Annotated in this window: 14 protein-coding genes and 3 pseudogenes; 4 read left to right on the forward strand and 13 right to left on the reverse strand. The window is 69.2% G+C overall.

Annotated elements, in window-relative coordinates; all coding sequences use genetic code 11:
• Window positions 1-260 precede the first annotated feature (260 nt).
• From HDC93_RS36980 to HDC93_RS37000, 6 genes are all read right to left on the reverse strand, one after another.
• Window positions 261-851 carry a TetR/AcrR family transcriptional regulator gene (locus HDC93_RS36980; RefSeq protein WP_185015149.1) on the reverse strand — a complete coding sequence of 197 codons (591 nt, stop codon included), beginning with the start codon at window positions 849-851 and terminating at the stop codon, window positions 261-263.
• A gap of 109 nt (window positions 852-960) precedes the next feature.
• A complete protein-coding gene (locus tag HDC93_RS36985; RefSeq protein ID WP_185015150.1) occupies window positions 961-1,974 on the reverse strand; it encodes an NADP-dependent oxidoreductase in 1,014 nt (337 codons plus the stop codon).
• A 73-nt stretch (window positions 1,975-2,047) separates the two neighbouring features.
• Window positions 2,048-2,398 carry an alpha/beta hydrolase gene (locus HDC93_RS39135; RefSeq protein WP_398987829.1) on the reverse strand — a complete coding sequence of 117 codons (351 nt, stop codon included), beginning with the start codon at window positions 2,396-2,398 and terminating at the stop codon, window positions 2,048-2,050.
• Window positions 2,399-2,405: 7 nt separating this feature from the next.
• A complete protein-coding gene (locus HDC93_RS39140) occupies window positions 2,406-2,804 on the reverse strand; it encodes an alpha/beta hydrolase fold domain-containing protein (RefSeq protein WP_311774731.1) in 399 nt (132 codons plus the stop codon).
• Window positions 2,805-3,034: 230 nt separating this feature from the next.
• On the reverse strand, window positions 3,035-3,850 hold the full coding sequence (locus HDC93_RS36995; RefSeq protein WP_185015151.1) for an oxidoreductase: 816 nt from the start codon (window positions 3,848-3,850) through the stop codon (window positions 3,035-3,037).
• 482 nt (window positions 3,851-4,332) lie between these two features.
• Complete coding sequence (locus HDC93_RS37000; RefSeq protein ID WP_221517586.1) at window positions 4,333-5,490, reverse strand: MFS transporter; 1,158 nt, start codon at window positions 5,488-5,490, stop codon at window positions 4,333-4,335.
• Between the two features lie 109 nt (window positions 5,491-5,599).
• Between HDC93_RS37000 and HDC93_RS37005 the strand changes: the two genes are divergently transcribed.
• Window positions 5,600-6,058, forward strand: coding sequence for a helix-turn-helix domain-containing protein (locus HDC93_RS37005; protein WP_185015152.1), 459 nt, complete (start codon window positions 5,600-5,602; stop codon window positions 6,056-6,058).
• Between the two features lie 432 nt (window positions 6,059-6,490).
• Here the strand turns inward: HDC93_RS37005 and HDC93_RS37010 are convergent.
• Window positions 6,491-6,784: pseudogene (locus HDC93_RS37010) on the reverse strand (integrase core domain-containing protein); the annotation flags it as partial.
• Window positions 6,785-7,730: 946 nt separating this feature from the next.
• Here HDC93_RS37010 and HDC93_RS37015 point away from each other — a divergent pair.
• Entirely contained in the window at window positions 7,731-8,582 is an 852-nt protein-coding gene (locus HDC93_RS37015; RefSeq protein ID WP_185015154.1) for a CAP domain-containing protein, read from the forward strand.
• A gap of 72 nt (window positions 8,583-8,654) precedes the next feature.
• On the opposite strand, the gene HDC93_RS37020 is transcribed toward HDC93_RS37015, so the two are convergent.
• The 3 genes from HDC93_RS37020 to HDC93_RS37030 all read right to left on the reverse strand — a co-directional run bounded on the left by HDC93_RS37020 (window position 8,655) and on the right by HDC93_RS37030 (window position 11,220).
• The gene (locus HDC93_RS37020; RefSeq protein WP_185015155.1) at window positions 8,655-9,983 is read right to left on the reverse strand and encodes a HAMP domain-containing sensor histidine kinase; all 1,329 of its coding nucleotides are present in this window, start codon (window positions 9,981-9,983) and stop codon (window positions 8,655-8,657) included.
• Window positions 9,980-10,669 (reverse strand): response regulator transcription factor, encoded by a 690-nt coding sequence (locus HDC93_RS37025; protein WP_185015156.1) that lies wholly within the window; start codon window positions 10,667-10,669, stop codon window positions 9,980-9,982. Before HDC93_RS37025 ends, HDC93_RS37020 begins: the two co-directional genes overlap by 4 nt.
• A 113-nt stretch (window positions 10,670-10,782) precedes the next feature.
• Window positions 10,783-11,220, reverse strand: a complete 438-nt coding sequence (locus HDC93_RS37030; protein ID WP_185015157.1) for a hypothetical protein — start codon at window positions 11,218-11,220, stop codon at window positions 10,783-10,785.
• A gap of 126 nt (window positions 11,221-11,346) precedes the next feature.
• On the opposite strand from HDC93_RS37030, the gene HDC93_RS37035 reads away from it, so the two are divergent.
• Window positions 11,347-11,964, forward strand: a complete 618-nt coding sequence (locus HDC93_RS37035) for a dihydrofolate reductase family protein (RefSeq protein WP_185015158.1) — start codon at window positions 11,347-11,349, stop codon at window positions 11,962-11,964.
• 4 nt (window positions 11,965-11,968) lie between these two features.
• A pseudogene (locus tag HDC93_RS37040) lies at window positions 11,969-12,502 on the forward strand (alpha/beta fold hydrolase); the annotation flags it as partial.
• On the opposite strand, the pseudogene HDC93_RS37045 reads toward HDC93_RS37040, so the two are convergent.
• The 3 genes and pseudogenes from HDC93_RS37045 to sfnG form a co-directional block, all read right to left on the reverse strand.
• Window positions 12,495-13,212, reverse strand: a pseudogene (locus HDC93_RS37045) (acyl-CoA dehydrogenase family protein); the annotation flags it as partial. The pseudogenes HDC93_RS37040 and HDC93_RS37045 overlap by 8 nt on opposite strands.
• Window positions 13,209-13,766: an NADPH-dependent FMN reductase gene (ssuE, locus tag HDC93_RS37050; protein WP_185015159.1), complete on the reverse strand. Its 558-nt coding sequence runs from the start codon at window positions 13,764-13,766 to the stop codon at window positions 13,209-13,211. The pseudogene HDC93_RS37045 and the gene ssuE, both read right to left, overlap by 4 nt.
• A gap of 43 nt (window positions 13,767-13,809) precedes the next feature.
• Entirely contained in the window at window positions 13,810-14,937 is a 1,128-nt protein-coding gene (sfnG, locus tag HDC93_RS37055) for a dimethylsulfone monooxygenase SfnG (RefSeq protein WP_185015160.1), read from the reverse strand.
• Between the last annotated feature and the right edge of the window lie 523 nt (window positions 14,938-15,460).

Genomic DNA, 15,460 nt, shown 5'->3' on the forward strand with positions numbered 1-15,460 from the left:
GGTGGTGCTGGTCATGAGGGGGTGGTTCTCCTGTCGTGCCCTCTCAGGCTAACCCGACGAAGCGGGACGTCTCACCCAAGGCTGACAGAGAGGGGTTGGGCAAGAACCCTGAGGCCGGTCACGGAGCGGTTCCCGCCGCGACCGACCGGTAGCGGAGGTCTGGCCGGCCGCGCAGGCCAGCGTCGACGACATCGTGACACTCGGCCGGGGGGTGTGGTGTGGAGCGGCTCGTCGAGGCTGCCGGGTGATGTTGCGGCGCGTCAGCAGGACCCCTGTACGCCGAGCAGAGTGAGGGCGTTGCGGGTGCCCTCGTCGAGGAGTTCGTCGGAGAGTCGCCGGTCGGCCAGGGCGCGGGAGAGTTGCAGCGTCCCGACCATCATGGCGTAGACACTGAGGGTTTTCGTCTGCACCGAGCGTGGATCGGCGGGCGCCAGACGAGCGGCGATACCGTCGATGACGGCGAGCACGCCGTCGGTGTACGCCTGCTTGGTCTCGTCCGCGCAGCGCCCGATCTCATCGAGGAGTGCCGCGGAGGGGCAGCCGTCGTCGGGACTGTCGCGGTGCTGGGGCGACAGGTACCACCGTACGATCTGCTCGACTCCGGCGATGCCTGGGGCTGCCTGCTCGATGACGTTCGCGTACTGGGTGTGCAACTGGTCCGCGACCGCGGTGGCCACGAGATCGTCCTTTGATGCGAAGTGGGCGTAGAAGGCGCCGTTGGTCAGTCCGGCGTCCGCCATCAGCGTCGAGATGCCCGAGCCGTCGATACCGTCGCGCTTGAACCGGCGGCCGGCGGTCTCGATGATCCGCTGCCTTGTCGCCTGCTTGTGTTCTTTCCCGTAACGCGCCACGCGCTTGCTCCTTCGTGCGCCGGAAGGGTCCCCCGCGCTTCGCCATCGTATTGGATTGCGAACGTGCTCCAATGGTGTGCCGACGGCGCAGGGGAGTACCGGCACACCATCAGTCGTGGTCGGGCGTCATCGAGATCACGACCTTCCCGGCCGCGGTGCGTCCCTGCTCGACGTGCGCCATCGCTTCGAGCGTGTGATCGAAGCGAAACGTTGCGTCGATGACCGGGCGGAGCTGTCCGTTGTCGTAGAGGGCGGCGAGCTCGCGCAGCTGGGTGCCGTTCGCCTGCATGAAGAAGAACTGGTAGCGCACACCCAGGGCCGTGGCCTGCTTGCGGATCTTGCGACTGAGCACGTTCATGACCAGGCCCAGAAAGGATGGGGCGCCGAGCTGCTCGGCGAACGCGGCGTCCGGCGGACCGACGACACTGACGGCGAGGCCGCCGGGCTTCAGCACGGTCAGCGACTTCTCGAGGTTGACTCCCCCCACCGAGTCCAGCACCAGGTCGTAGCCGGACAGCACCTGCGAGAAGTCCTCCTTGGTGTAGTCGACGACAATGTCGGCGCCGAGGCTGCGGACAAGCTCGTCGGAACCAGTGTTCGCGGTCGTCGCCACTGTGGCGCCGAGGTGCTTGGCGAGCTGGATGGCCGTCGATCCGAGGCCGCCGGCACCGGCATGGATGAGCACCTTCTGGCCCGGCTTCACGTGGGCGCGGTCGACGAGGATCTGCCAGGAGGCCAGAGCCACCAGCGGCACCGCGGCCGCCTCGCGGAGGGTGAGTGACTTCGGCTTGGGGGAGACGTCGTCCTGGTCGATCGCAATGAACTCGGCGAAGCCTCCAATCCGCAGGTCGCGGGGACGCGCGTAGACCTCGTCGCCGACCGCCAAGTCGTGCACTGCCGACCCGACCCGCGTCACGATGCCGGCGACGTCATGGCCGAGCACGAACGGAAGCTTGTACTTCAGGAGTCGTTTGAACTCCCCGTTGCGGACCATTTTGTCCAGCGGGTTGATGCTGGTGGCGCTCACTCGGACCAGGACGTCGCCGTCGCCGACGGTGGGCTCGGGAACATCTGCGGCGCGTAGGCCGTCCTTGCCGTACTTCTCGACGATGAATGCCTTCATGTCAGCCATCCTTCTGCGTGATCTTTTTGGTTGCCGTCCGGCGGACGATGCGCATGTCAGGCCAGCTTCCACATCAGCTGCCGAGATGCCGTCGAAGCCACTGACCCATCTGCTCGATCGCCCGGTCGGCCTCGGGTACGCGCCCCGCACCCAGAATGAACGAGTGCTGCCCCTCGGGCAGCGGGCGGACCTCGGAAAGGATCTTGAAGTCCACGAGTCGGCGGCCGAAGTCGGCGCCCTCGCCGGCAAGCGCCTCGTACTCTCCGTAGTGGAGGGCCGTGGGCGGCAGGCCGGTCAGGTCGGCGTTCAGGATGCTGATGTCGGGGTCGGCGAAGTCCACGCCGTGGTCCTGCAGCCAAGCCGCTCGGAACTGCTCGAGGATGTCCCGGCTGAGCATCTTGTCGAGTTCCTCGTTCTCGTCCACCTTCGGATTACTGATGGTGAGGTCTGTCCACGGCGAGATGCTGATGATCGCCCCGGGGGGCTGCCTCGCCCTTGGCGAGCAGGCGCAGCGGCAGCGCGACCGCGAGGGTGCCTCCGATGGAGTGGCCGGTGCTGCCGATGTTCCGCGGCTCGTAGCCCTGTGCGAGCAGCCACCGGAAGGCGGTCTCGGCGTCGTCGATCTGCGCCGGGTGAGGGTGCTCGGGCGCCAGGCGGAAGCCCACGACGAGCGAGCGGGCTCCCGCCGCCTTGGCGATGTGGTCGGCGGCCTTGCGGTCCGATGTGATCGAGGCGGCGACCGATCCGCCGACATGGAAGTGGGGCAGCGCCTTGTCGGGATCGGCACCCTCAGGGATGGCCCACAGAGCGGGGACGCCGCCCGCGTCCACGTCGGCGTAGGTGACGCCTTCCGGCTCGGTCGATGCCGAGGCATGTGTGTCGACGATGTCGCGGACGACGGCCAGGTCGAGGCCCGCTGTCGACGCCTTCGCGCGAACGCTTTCGAGGAACTGCGCGAACTGCTGCGCTTACGTGCTGATTCCCATGGTCTTGCTCCTTGTCAGGTCGGAGCTGAACGCGCCACTCGCGCGCACTGCAGGTCGATGGGTCGGGTGCGACGTCAGCCGGGCATCCGGTTGAATCTGCGGATCTGCTTGTCGAAGATCCCGGCGGGAACGAGGCGTCGCGCAGTGGTGATGCGTGAGGCGAGCGGTCCGACGGTGTAGCGCAGCTTCGGCCTCGAGGCGGTGGCTGCCGTGACGATCTCCTTGGCGACGACGGCCGGGTCGTCGCCGGTCCTCATTGCCGCAGCGACCACTGCGTCGAAGATGCGCCGCCGCTCCGCATACAGCGGCAGCGGGGTGTCGGGCTGTGCGGCATTGGCGTCGAAGGCGGTCCGGGTGTAACCGGGCTCGACGAGCAGGACGCGGACGCCGTGCTCGCGGACCTCGTGGTCCACGGACTCGGAGTAGCCCTCGATGGCGTGCTTCGCGGCGACGTAGAGGGACATGTAGGGCTGCGGGATGACACCGAGGACGGAACTGAGGTTGACGATGCGTCCACGGCCCTGGGTGCGCATGTGCGGCAGGACGGCCTTCGTCATGCGGACGAGGCCGAAGAAGTTGAGGTCGAAGAGGCTTAGGGCCTGGGCGACGGAGTTCTCCTCGGCGGCGCCGACCGAGCCGAGACCAGCGTTGTTGACGAGGACGTCGATCCGTCCGAACCGTTTGATCACGTCCTGAACGGCGGAGGTGACGGATTCGTCACTGGTCACGTCGAGGTCGAGGAAGGTCACACCGGTGGGCGGGGTGAGTCGCGAGGTGTTCCGTCCGGTTCCGATCACCTCGAACCCGGCTGTGACGAGGGCGCGAGCGGTTGTGTTGCCGATCCCCGATGAGGCCCCCGTTACGAGTGCTACCGGCCGATGTTTCACCATCACAGACTCCCTGAACATTGAATTACGATCGTTTACCTTACGATCATAAGGCTATGGTGGAATGGCGCGGATGGCAAGGAAAGGCTTCGGTGATCGCCGGGAGCCTGCGGCTTGGTGCGATAGGAGAGACCAGGGGGCGACGAATGTGGCAGGTCACGGATACGGCCCGGTACTCCCTGTCCGGGCACGCGGAGCACGTGCGTGCGGCACCGGGCCGGGGTGCCGCGCCGATAACGGGCGCCACCCGATGCGAGCCGGCTCATAGGCGTGCCGCGCACAGCTGCACATGCTGACACCGTCGCTCCGTATGCGACGCAGGGCCGACGCCGGCGGACGAGCGGTTCTGCAACTTGCGGGCGGTCCATGGCATCGAAGAACGGCTGCAACTCGTCCCGAGCCGTGGCACGTTTGTTGTGGAGCCGGGAACCAGCACGCCCTCGCGGCATAACGAACGAGTGTCCGAGATCACGGGGAAACTTCAGTTACACGAGCACGTCTCGTCGCGTGTCGGCGGCTGTGTGTCGGTTGACGGCCCAGATCATGAGTGCGCAGAGGGCGAAGGCGGCGCCGAGGAGGCTGGATCCGGCCCACCCTGCGGCGGAGTACACCGCGGTGGTGCCGGTTGCTCCGACGGCGGAGCCGAAGGAGTAGAAGAGCATGTAGCCGCCGATGACGCTGCTCGTCCGGTGTGAGTATGCGGCCGTGAGCAGGTGTTGATTGCTGACGTGTACGGCCTGCACCGCGAAGTCGAGGACGATCACGCCGACGACGACGGCCCAGAGCGACCAGGAGGCTTGTCCGGTCGCCAGCCATGAAGCGGCCAGGAGCACCAGTGCACCGCCTGTGATGACGTTGGCGCGGCCGGCGTCGGCCCCTCGCCCGGCTCGAGAGGCGCCCAGCGCCCCGGCGAGCCCGGCGATCCCGAAGAGGCCGATCTGGGCCGTGCTCAGGTGCCATGGCTCGGCTGCGAGCGGCAGAGCCAGGCCGCTCCACAACACGCCGAAGGAAGCAAACAGGAAGAATGCAATCAGCCCCCGCGAGACGAACAGGCGCTCACGGAACAGGCGACCCAGCGAGATCAGCACCGCGCCATACGTGGCCCGGACGTCGTGCGGGTCGGATGGCAGGAGCTTCAGCACGAAGCAGGCGAGCGCGATGAGGAGCACGGCGAATACCACGTAGATGCTTCGCCATCCCCAGAGTGCGGCGAGACTGCCCGCGAGCACGCGCGCTCCGAGAATCCCGATGATGACACCGGAGGTAACGGCGCCGAGTGTGCGGCCGCGTTCCGCTGCCGTGGACAGGTCGGCGGCGAAGGCCACAGTGGTCTGAACGACGACCGCGGACAAGCCTGCGATGGCCAGCCCGGCAAGCAGGAGCCATAGCCGGGCAGCGACTGCGGCCAGGGCCATGCCAACCGCGGCGAGGAAAAGATGCCCGGCAATGAGCTTGCGCCGGTCGAACAGGTCCCCCAGAGGGACAAGAAGGGCCAAGCCGATCAGGTAGCCGAGTTGTCCCGTGGTGACGATCCATCCCAAGTCGGCTTCCGGCAGGCCCAGGTCGTCGCCGATCTGGGCCAGTACGGGCTGCGCAACGTAGATCGTCGCGACCGCGACCGCGCAGATCACGGCGAACAGCATCCTCCGGCCAGACGTAAGACTCACCGACACACCTCCAATGAGTAGCAAATTGCAACCAAAATGAAGGTACGGCAGAATGGTTTCGATCCGCAACCCTTCTGGAGGAGTCATGGCTCGCACAGCGCCCCGCGCCGAGGGGATGTCCTGGACCGACCCCGCCTGCCCCGTCGCGCGCACCCTCGACCTGGTCGGAGATCGATGGAGCCTGCTGATCATTCGCGACGCGATGGACGGTGCGCGAGCATTCACCGACTTCCAACACCGCACCGGAATCGCGCGCAACATCCTCACCGACCGGCTGCGTCGCCTGGTCGAACGAGGGATCCTCGATCGGCAGACCGCCCCGACGGGGCGGCGACAGAACTACGTCCTCACAGAGGCGGGCCGAGACCTCTTCACCGTCATCGTGGCTGCGCGTCAGTGGGGCGAACGGCACGCCTTCGCGCCAGCTGAAACTCACTCAGTTCTCGTTGATGCACGCGGTCTCCCGATCCCAGAGCTGCGTCCCACCGACGCGCACGGCAGACCCGTGGATGTCGATACGACCTCTGTGCTGCACGATCCCTGACCACGAAGGAAGCCCACCTGCCACTCCCGGCGGCCGGCGACGTGTTCGGCCATCAACGCCGGGACAGCCGCGAGATGGCGGGTAACGCCTCTCGGTGGTCCACGGCGCCGTTGGCACAGAGCAAGCCCGACTGCTGCGGCCTCGTACGGCGTACGGCCAGCGTCAACAACCTCCTGGCCCGCAACATCTAGCGCTTCGATGTACTCCGCTGAGGTCAGCGTGAGGTCCGGCTTGGCATCGAGCAGGTTCGATACTGCCGTAGCAATCTGTATGCCCGATCTGACTTCTCCTTGACTGCCGGTGGCGCCTGGAGATTGATCTCGTAGCGTCGTGTCAGCACCGAAGAGTCACGGAAGTCATCCAAGGCTGCCTGATAGCGCACAGCCGGATCGTTGGGCCTTGTCCCCGTGGAGTGGACACCTGTTCGCGTCGTTATGCGGCGAGTGTCAGGGTAGCTGACTGCTGTTCGTGGGCGATCGGTGCCTGCTGTCCGTTCGCCGAGTGCCGTCGGCGGGTGTTGTAGCGGGTGGTCCAGCGGAAGACCGCCAGGCGGCAGGCGCGGGCCCCGTCGAAGCGGCGGGCGCCACGGAGCGTCTCGCGTTTGAGGGCTGCGATGAACGACTCGGCGAGTGCGTCGTCCGTGCTCGTGCCGACCGCGCCCATGGACTGCCTGACGCCCGACTCGGCGCAGTTATCGGCGAATTCACGGAAGGTGTACTGGGCGAGTTCAACCGGTCGTTGCAACCCACCGGGCTGCTGTAGTGAGCGTAGCTGCTCCTCGAAGACCTCGGCCGGGGTCTTCCAGCCGAGGATCTTGCGGGGTCGGTTATTGATCGCCAGGGCGACGGGATAAGCAGTCGATCACGGTCGCCAGATACAGGAACTCGCCGTCGCTCACCGGCAGGTAGGTGATGTCCCCGACGTACTTCATTTCGGCGCGCTCGCGGTGAAGTCGCGCCGCAGCAGGTCCGGCACCGGTGTGGCGGACGGTTCGGGCAGGGTGGTGACCCGGCGCTTGCGCAGCCGCAGCCCGGCGAACGTACTGAGCGACGGCGCCGGCGGCGTCCACGTCGAAGTGGGCCGAAGCCGGACGTACCTTCCCGACCTCGAGCACACCCTGGTGCGAAAGCCGGCCGGCGTTGTGGTGCAGCGTGACCGAGGTCTTGTTGTACGACGTGTGGGTGACGTGGCCCGTTGCGCTGAGCTGGCGATGAAGTTTGCGACGGGACGGTCGTAAGGGCTGGTCGCGGTCGCTCGTCCGGCGTCCGCGTCCACGGCGACGCCGACAAAGTCGCTCTCCGGAAGATCGTCAAGGTTGTCGGTGCCGGGTCCGTCGCCGGTGTCGGGCCTCTCGATGGCCGCCTTCTTGTCGCGTGCCGTCGGTGCCTGAGCGGCACCCCGCGACGGCGCCCTCGCAGCGCCTACGAGGGCTCACTCAACGCCGCTTGATCGCACACGAAGCCATGACGCACTCACCTCGGGGCACGCTCCCACCCGTTCCTCAGCGGACTTTGGCGGCTCTCTTAAGGCTTCTTGAAGATGACCTTCGAACGGAGGTCTGAGCCCCGGCCGGGTCCTAGGCTCTCGAACACCCCCCACAGGTCCGGTGGCCGCGATCGCGGCCACCGGACACGGGGCCGAGTCAGCCGACCGACCAACCGAGGTGTCCTGCATGGGTTCCCGCCGAGCCGCTCGCCCGTCCCGCTTCCACGCCCGCCCCCGCAGGGGGCCGAAGACGCGCGGTCCCGCACTGGCCATCGGAGCCGTCGCTGCGATCGCGGGCGTCGGGATCACCCTGGCAGTCGTCAGCGGCGAGGACGGCGACACGTCGAACCGGGTGGTGGCGAACAGCACGGACGGGAAGCCGGGCGCCGGGGACGCCGCCGGCAGTACGGCGCCGCTCGCCTCTGCTTCGGCGAGCCCGAGCACCACGGCGAGCAGCTCGCCGAGCGCGAAGCCGAAGCAGAAGCGGAAGCAGTCGGCGAGTCCCACCCCCCGTGCACGGAAGACGGCCGTCCCCGCGTCGAAGGCACCCGCGGGGACGGCGGCGAAGAGCAGCGGCGGCGGGTCGGCAAGCGGTTCCGGCGGCATCCGGCCGGGCGGCACCGGCTCGGACGCCGGGTCGGGTTCCCAGTCCGATGGCGGGACCGAGGCCCAGGTGCTCGCGCTGGTCAACAAGGAGCGGGCCGCGGCCGGCTGCTCGCCGGTCACGGCGAACGACCGGCTCACCCGGGCCGCCGACGACTACAGCGACGTCATGGCGAGCAGCGGCGTGATGTCCCACACCGGCCCCGACGGTTCGACGATGACGACCCGGGTCGAGGCCGCGGGGTACCAGTGGTCGACCCTGGGCGAGAACATAGCCCGGGGACAGGCGGACGCCGCCTCGGTGATGAAGTCCTGGATGAACAGCCCAGGACACCGCGCGAACATACTGAACTGCTCCTTCAAGGAGCTGGGCGTGGGCGTCCACTTCGGCGACGGCGGCCCCTGGTGGACGCAGAACTTCGGCGCCGGTCGCTGACCTCGCTCGCCACCCCCGGCCGCCGGCGCCGGTCACCGAGCCCGCTCACCACCCCCCGGCCGCCGACCCCGGTCATTTCACCCCGCCGCCGGCCCCTCCCGCGTCAGCCAGTACGAACGACACCCGCACCCGGGCGCCGCCCAACGGCGCCCGGGTGATCGTCAGTTCACCGTCCGCCGAGCGGGACGCCCGGGCCACGATGTCCAGGCCCAGCCCCGTCGAACCGCCGACGCTCACCCCCCGCGTGAGCGCTGCGTCCGGGTCCGCCACGCCCGGTCCCGCGTCGTCGACCGTGAGGAACACGTGCCGATCCGCCCGCTCCACGCGCACGGCGAAGGCGGTGCCCTCCGGGGTGTGCCGGAAGACATTGCCGATCAGGGCGTCGACGACGGCCGCGAGGTCGTCCTCGGGGAAGGCGACGGGCACCAGTCGCGGCGTGAGGGAACGCTCGTAGGGCCGTCCTTGCTTGGCGGCGAGGACCGACCAGAAGTCCAGCCGCATGGCGACCACCTCCGCGACATCGCACGCCTTCGCCGCGCCGGTCGCCGCACGGGCCGACCGCGCCGACGCGAGCGGTGTACGGGCCGCGGCGATGATCGAGTCCAGTTCGCTCTCCAGCTGGCCTGCCGCCTCCGCGACCCGCCGGGCGCTGGGCGTCGACCCCATCCGGTCGGCCTCCAGGTAGAGAGCGGTCAACGGGGTGCGCAGCCGGTGCGAGAGGTCGGCGACCAGCTCGCGTTCCACGGCGAGCAGGTCGAGGACGCGGTCGGCCATGGTGTTGAACGCCGCACCGGCCTCCTGCAGTTCGGGCGGGCCGTCGGGTTCGACCCGCACGTCCAGGTCTCCGGAGCCGAGAGCCAGTGAGGCACGCTTGAGAGTGCGCGAGGAGCGGACGACGCGGGCGCCGAGCCGGTCGGCCACGAGTACCGAACCGCCGACCAGACCCAGCGCGAGCAGCGCCATGACGCCCCAGGACGCTGCCACGCCCCGGGTGAGATCTGCGGACGGCACGAAGGCTTCCACCACCGCGACCCGGTCGCCCTGCAGGACGACGGGCTGGAGGTAGACCCAGCCGCCGGCGGTGTCCACGGCCAGCGTCTCGCGCCCGCGCACGGCCCGGTCGAGCGCGTCCCGGGGCGCGTGCGGCGTGCCGACGAAGTCACCGTCGGGCAGACGTACGACGAGCTGGTCGGAGGAGTCGAGCTCGGCGACGGCCTGCTGCACGTCGGCGCGCCGGGTGGTGAGGGCGAGCACCGGAGACAGGGCGGACGCCCGCTGCTCGGCGGCCGTGGTGGCCCGGTCCCGTACCTGTTCGCGCACGAGGAGGGCGAGGGGGATGAGGAAGGACAGGGCCACCATCGAGGTGACGGCCAGGGCGATCCCCGCGAGGGCACGTCTCATGGCGAGCTGACCAACTTGATGCCCAGGCCGCGAACCGTGCGCAGATAGCGGGGCTTTCGTGCTTTCTCGCCCATTTTGCGGCGGAGCGCGGAGAGGTGGACGTCGACCGTCTGGTCCTCGACGTACGGCTGCTGCCACACCTCGGTGAGTATGCGCTGCCGGGTGACGACCTGGTCGGCGTGGGCGGCGAGGTAGGCGAGCAGATCGAACTCGCGGCGGGTCAGGGGCAGTTCCCGGCCGGCCAGGTGGGCGGTGCGCGCCGTCGGGTCGATGCGCAGGTCTGCCACCTGCAGGACGGGCCGCCGGGCCGCGGTCACGTCGGCGGGCACGGACCGGCGCAGCACGGCGGCGAGGCGGGCGGCGAGCTGGCCGCCGGAGAACGGCTTGACCAGGTAGTCGTCGGCCCCCGAGTTGAGCAGCCGGATGATCTCGCTCTCGTCGTCACGGGCGGTGGCGACCAGGACCGGCACGCGGGAAATGCCCCGGATCATGCGCAGCACGTCCAGGCCGTCGAGATCGGGCAGCCCCAGGTCCAGCACCACGATGTCCGGCGGGCTCTGGGTGATCTCGCGCAGCGCCTCGAAACCCTGATGGGTGGTCCTGACCGCGTAGCCGTGCCCGGTCAGGACCTCGATCAGCGCGGCCCGGATGACGGGGTCGTCCTCGACGACAAGTACGGAGGCCATGAGCAGGCACGTTAGCCGGTCCGTCACTATGGTGTCGTGTCCCGCCTCCTGCGCTACCTGATCATATGGCTGGCCTGCACGGCAGCCAGTGTCACCGCTGTCATCCTCACGATTCACTTCGTAGTGGGGTCGACCCGGCCGACCGCGCCGGTCGCGCAGTCCGCGCCGAGCAAGCCCCTGAAGCCCCCGCGGTCCAGCCCCACCACCGCGAAACCCTCCCCGAGTCCGTCGGCGAGCAGCCGCAGGCCCGGCTCGCCGCCCCGGAGCAGCCAGGCGGCGACCGATCCCAGCCCGACGCGACGGCCCATACCCACCGGCCGCACCAGTACCCCGGCGCCGACCGGCGTGGACGACTCGGGGTGCCAGGAAGGCGGAGTCGGCGTCCACACGGTGCCGTCCGAGGGCGGCAAGGTCACCGTGCGGTTCGGCGACGACGCGGTCTGCCTGATCTCGGCCGTGCCGAACCAGGGGTTCACGGTGAGCACGAGCCGGCCCCAGGCACAGACACTCAAGGTGACGTTCTCGGCCAGCCGCCACCGGTCGGAAGTCACCGCCTCGACCCAGCCACAGAGCCGAGCCAGTGTCCGCGAGGTGTCGTGGTGACACCCCATTGCAGGAATTCTCCGCAATCCGAGCGTGAGCGATGAGTTTGGGCAGTCGGCCGGGTCTGCTCTGGTATGACTCGCATCATCGCTGACATCTCGGTCTCTCTGGACGGCTTCGTCACCGGGCCCGACCCCGGCCCGCGCAACGGTCTGGGCACTGGCGGCGAAGCCCTGCACACCTGGGCGTTCTCCGACGACCCCGACGACCGTCGGCTCCTGCGCGAGGCGACCGCCCGCTCTGGCGTCGTCATCCTCGGTCGCCGGCTCTTCGATGTGGTCGACGGGCCAGAAGGCTGGGACGGCTCAACCGGCTATGGTGCCGGTGAGGTCGGCAAGCCCGCATTCGTCGTCGTGACGAGCACGCCACCTCCGTCGGTGCGGCTCACCGACCTCGACTGGACGTTCGTCACCACCGGTCTGGCCGACGCCGTCGCCACCGCGCGCGAGCGAGCCGGGGCGGCGGCTTCGGCCGGTGGCAAGGACCTCGACGTGATCCTCATGGGCGGCGGAGCAACGGTCGGCTCGGCGCTGGAGGCCGGGCTGGTCGACGTGCTGTCGCTGCACCTCGCGCCCGTGGTGCTGGGCGCCGGGACACCACTGTTCACTGGTGGAGCGCCGCGCACGCTGGTGCAGCGGAGCGTGATCTCGACGTCGACCGCCACGCACCTGACCTACGACGTCTCCGGGTGATCCGATGACCACGGTCAACGCCCGGGGAATCACCCTGGGCATCGAATCGTTCGGTGAGGACAACGCGCCACTGGTCCTGCTCGCGGGCGGGACGACGATACTCTCCTGGCCCGACGCGCTGTGCGAGCGCCTGGCCGCCGGCGGGCGCCACGTGGTGCGCTACGACCTGCGCGACAGCGGGAAGTCCACGACGACGGATCCGCAGGCGCCCTCCTACACCCTGCGCGACCTCGCCGCCGACGCGGCGGCCCTTGCCGACGCGCTCGGCAGGGGGCCCGCCCATCTCGCCGGGATCGGCGTCGGTGGGATGGTCGCCCAGGTGGCCGTCCTCGACCACCCGAGCGCGTTCTCGGCGCTCACCCTGGTCGGCACCCGGCCGGTTGCCCCCGGTCCGCCCGACGACGACCTCCCCGACCATGACCAGGCGACGATGAGCCGGCTGTTCGCGCGCCCCATGCCCGACTGGGCCGACCGCGAGGCGGTTGCGGAGTTCGCCGCCGCCGGCGCTGAGATCCTCGGTGACGACCCCGGTGCAGCAACTGGGCCACTGCTCCGTGAAGTTGAGGCCCCTGGAAGGTGAGGTGGTGGGGTACGACCCGGTCGGCGGGGACGGGCACCCCCCTCCAGGCGGACGGTTCCGCTGGCCGTGGTGCGCTGCCCCATGCCGTCCCAGTCGTCGACGACCGTCAGGCCGGGGGCGTCGTGCGGTACGTACGCCACGTGCAGGGTGCCCTCGTCGGCACGGGCCAGGACGGGGATCCAGTGGGCGAACAACGCGCCCGTGGAGTAATGCTTGACGCCGTCGAGGACATACGAACCGTCCGGGCGGCGCGCGAGCCTGGTGCGGATGTCCTGCACATGCTTGGTGCCCGCCTCTGACTGGGCGTTGCCGAACCGCCGGCCGCGCAGCACCTCACCGAAGAAGAACTCCTGCTGGGCATGTGTCCCCTGGCGGCGCAGCACGTTGACGTAGACGAAGTGGCTCTGCGGGATCTGAGCGAGGCTGGCGTCGGCGGCGGCCAGCATCCGGAAGATCTCGGCGAGCGTCCCGGCCCCGACGTCGGCGCCGCCGAACTCGGCCGGCACGCTCACGGCCGGCAGACCCGAAGCGGACAGCCGGTCCAGCTCCGCGTGCGGGAGCCGGCGCCGCACGTCCCGTTCGGCGGCCTCCCTGCGGAACTCCACGGCCAGTTCGGCGGCGACGGCGAGAGCCTCGGCGTCGTCGGCGATCACATGGACCGCGCTCATCCGGTGGCTGCCAGCAGTGCCGGACGGCCCCCCAGCGCGGCGGAGAACTGGTCCGTGACCTGGGCCAGCGCCTCGGCCGAGCCGGGTGCGACGGTCAGGGAGCCGTCGTCACCCACGGTGATGTCCTTGTCGAGGGTGAACCAGCCCGGGACGATGTGTGCGGCACCCATGGAGCTCAGCACGGGCCGCAGGGCGTAGTCGATGGCCAGGACGTGGGCGGTGGAACCGCCGGTGGCCAGCGGCAGGACCGTCTTGCCGGCCAGCACGTACTGCGGGAGGAGATCCAGCAGGGACTTCAGCAGCCCCGAGTAGGCGGCCTTGTAGACGGGGGTGCCCACCACCACCCCGTCCGCCTGTTCGACCAGGGCGGTGGCCCGGACGATCTCCGGGTGCCGGAAGTCCGCCCCGAGGAGCTCCGCGGCGGGGATGGTGCGGACGTCCAGCGGGATCACTTCGTGTCCCTGCGCGGTGAGCCGGACGTCGAGGTGGCGCAGCAGTCGCTGGGTGCGGGAGGTGGCGGAGGGGCTGCCGGATACCGACAGGATGGTGGCCATGCGAGGACCTTCCCTTCGTGGACTGTTCGCGCGTGGGCGGCGTTCAGGCGTGGGCGGTGAGCGGCTCGGACTGCGGCTTGCGCGCCTCCAGTTCGCGCACGAGGGGCAGTACTCGCTTGCCGTAGTACTCGACCTCCTCGTGGTAGTGCAGGAAGCCGAGGAGGAAAAGGTCGACGCCGAGCCGCTTGTAGGCGACGATCCGTTCGGCGATCTGCTCGGGAGTGCCGATGAGCCCCGTACGGAACCCGTCGTTGTACTGCACGAGGTCGTCGAAACCGGAGTCCTGCCACATTCCCTTGCCGTCGGCGGTGGACTGTCCGGCCTGCCGGACGGCGTCGCGGAAGCCGTGCACGGCATCGGTGTCGGCGTGGGCGACGATCTCGCGGAGCGTCTCGCGTGCCTCGGCCTCGGTGTCGCGGGCGCTGAAAAAGCCGTTGAGACCGAACTTCGGTGGTGTACGGCCCGCTTGGGCTGCCGAGGCCCGGACGTCGTTGATCTGCTCGGTGACGCCGTCGAAGTCCTTGCCGTTGCTGAAGTACCAGTCGCAGACGCGGCCCGCCATGGCGCGGGCGGCGGTGGAGTTGCCGCCCTGGAAGATCTCCGGGTGCGGACGCTCGGGGGTGTTCAGCGGCTTGGGCTTGAGGGAGAAGTCGCGCACCCGGTAGAAGTCACCGGCGAGTTCGACGTGGTCCTCGGTCCAGATCTGGCGCAGGGCGGTGATGAAGTCCTCGGCGCGCCGGTAGCGCTCGTCGTGCTCCAGCCACGGCTCGCCGCGAGCGGTGAACTCGCCCCTGAACCAGCCGCTGACGACGTTGACGGCGAAGCGGCCGTTCGACAGGTGGTCGGCGGTGGCGCCGAGCTTGGCGAGGACGCCCGGGTGCCACAGGCCGGGGTGGACGGCGGCGATGACCTTCAGCCGCTCGGTGGCGAGCAGCAGGGCGAGGCTGAAGCTGGTCGACTCGTGCTGGTACTCGGCGCCGTAGCTGGACATGTAGCGGACCTGGCTGAGGGCGTAGTCGAAGCCGTTGTTCTCGGCCAGCACGGCCAGTTCGCGGTTGTAGTCGTAGCCCCAGTCGGTGCGCTGCTCGACGGTGCTGGTGACCAGGCCGCCGCTGACGCTCGGCACCCAGTAGGCGAAGCGGACGGGGTCGGATACGGGCGGTACGGACATGGAGGGACTCCTGGGGAGAGCAGAAAATGCGCGCGAAGAACGCAGGCGTCGGCACAGGAAGGTGCTCGCCGGAGGGAATTCAGGCGCGCCGGAGCAGCAGTGCCGGAAAGGCCGTCAGCGGGACGGAAGAGGTCCGAAACCGCAATTCATGATCGGAGGAGGCGCAGAAAGCGAGTGGGAGGGCTTCCCTCGGGTGCGCTGCGCTCAGACGCGGCAGCGACAGCAGGAGCTGCAGACACGCGCGAGGTCGACGTGGCGTCGTCGCGTGAGGTCCTGTCGCTTCATGCCAACAACCCAACCAAGCGTGAGTCCGTCCGGTCAAGCAGAGCCGGAGGTGAATCCGGATGGTGAGAGTCGGTATTCACGAGGTTGTGACAGGGATTCCCTTGAACCCGGACCGCGGTCGGCACAGTCTCCTGTCGTGCGCATATTGATCCGAAACTCAAAGGGTTCTATTCGAGGATGTAGCGGACGTGCGGGCCGCCGAAGTAGCCCCGGACGATGTGTGGCTGGCGTTGGCGTC

This window comes from Streptomyces sp. AK010, from assembly GCF_014207295.1.
GTDB lineage: Bacteria > Actinomycetota > Actinomycetes > Streptomycetales > Streptomycetaceae > Streptomyces > Streptomyces massasporeus.

Bases quoted from the DNA above. Each gene is read 5' to 3' on its own strand.
- HDC93_RS37000 (WP_221517586.1), bottom strand. From the start codon at position 5,490: ATGCTGTTCGCCGTGATCTGCGCGGTCGCGGTCGCGACGATCTACGTT.
- HDC93_RS37015 (WP_185015154.1), top strand. From the start codon at position 7,731: ATGGGTTCCCGCCGAGCCGCTCGCCCGTCCCGCTTCCACGCCCGCCCC.
- HDC93_RS37005 (WP_185015152.1), top strand. From the start codon at position 5,600: ATGGCTCGCACAGCGCCCCGCGCCGAGGGGATGTCCTGGACCGACCCC.
- HDC93_RS36985 (WP_185015150.1), bottom strand. From the start codon at position 1,974: ATGAAGGCATTCATCGTCGAGAAGTACGGCAAGGACGGCCTACGCGCC.
- ssuE (WP_185015159.1), bottom strand. From the start codon at position 13,766: ATGGCCACCATCCTGTCGGTATCCGGCAGCCCCTCCGCCACCTCCCGC.
- HDC93_RS37020 (WP_185015155.1), bottom strand. From the start codon at position 9,983: ATGAGACGTGCCCTCGCGGGGATCGCCCTGGCCGTCACCTCGATGGTG.
- HDC93_RS36995 (WP_185015151.1), bottom strand. From the start codon at position 3,850: ATGGTGAAACATCGGCCGGTAGCACTCGTAACGGGGGCCTCATCGGGG.
- sfnG (WP_185015160.1), bottom strand. From the start codon at position 14,937: ATGTCCGTACCGCCCGTATCCGACCCCGTCCGCTTCGCCTACTGGGTG.
- HDC93_RS37025 (WP_185015156.1), bottom strand. From the start codon at position 10,669: ATGGCCTCCGTACTTGTCGTCGAGGACGACCCCGTCATCCGGGCCGCG.
- HDC93_RS37035 (WP_185015158.1), top strand. From the start codon at position 11,347: ATGACTCGCATCATCGCTGACATCTCGGTCTCTCTGGACGGCTTCGTC.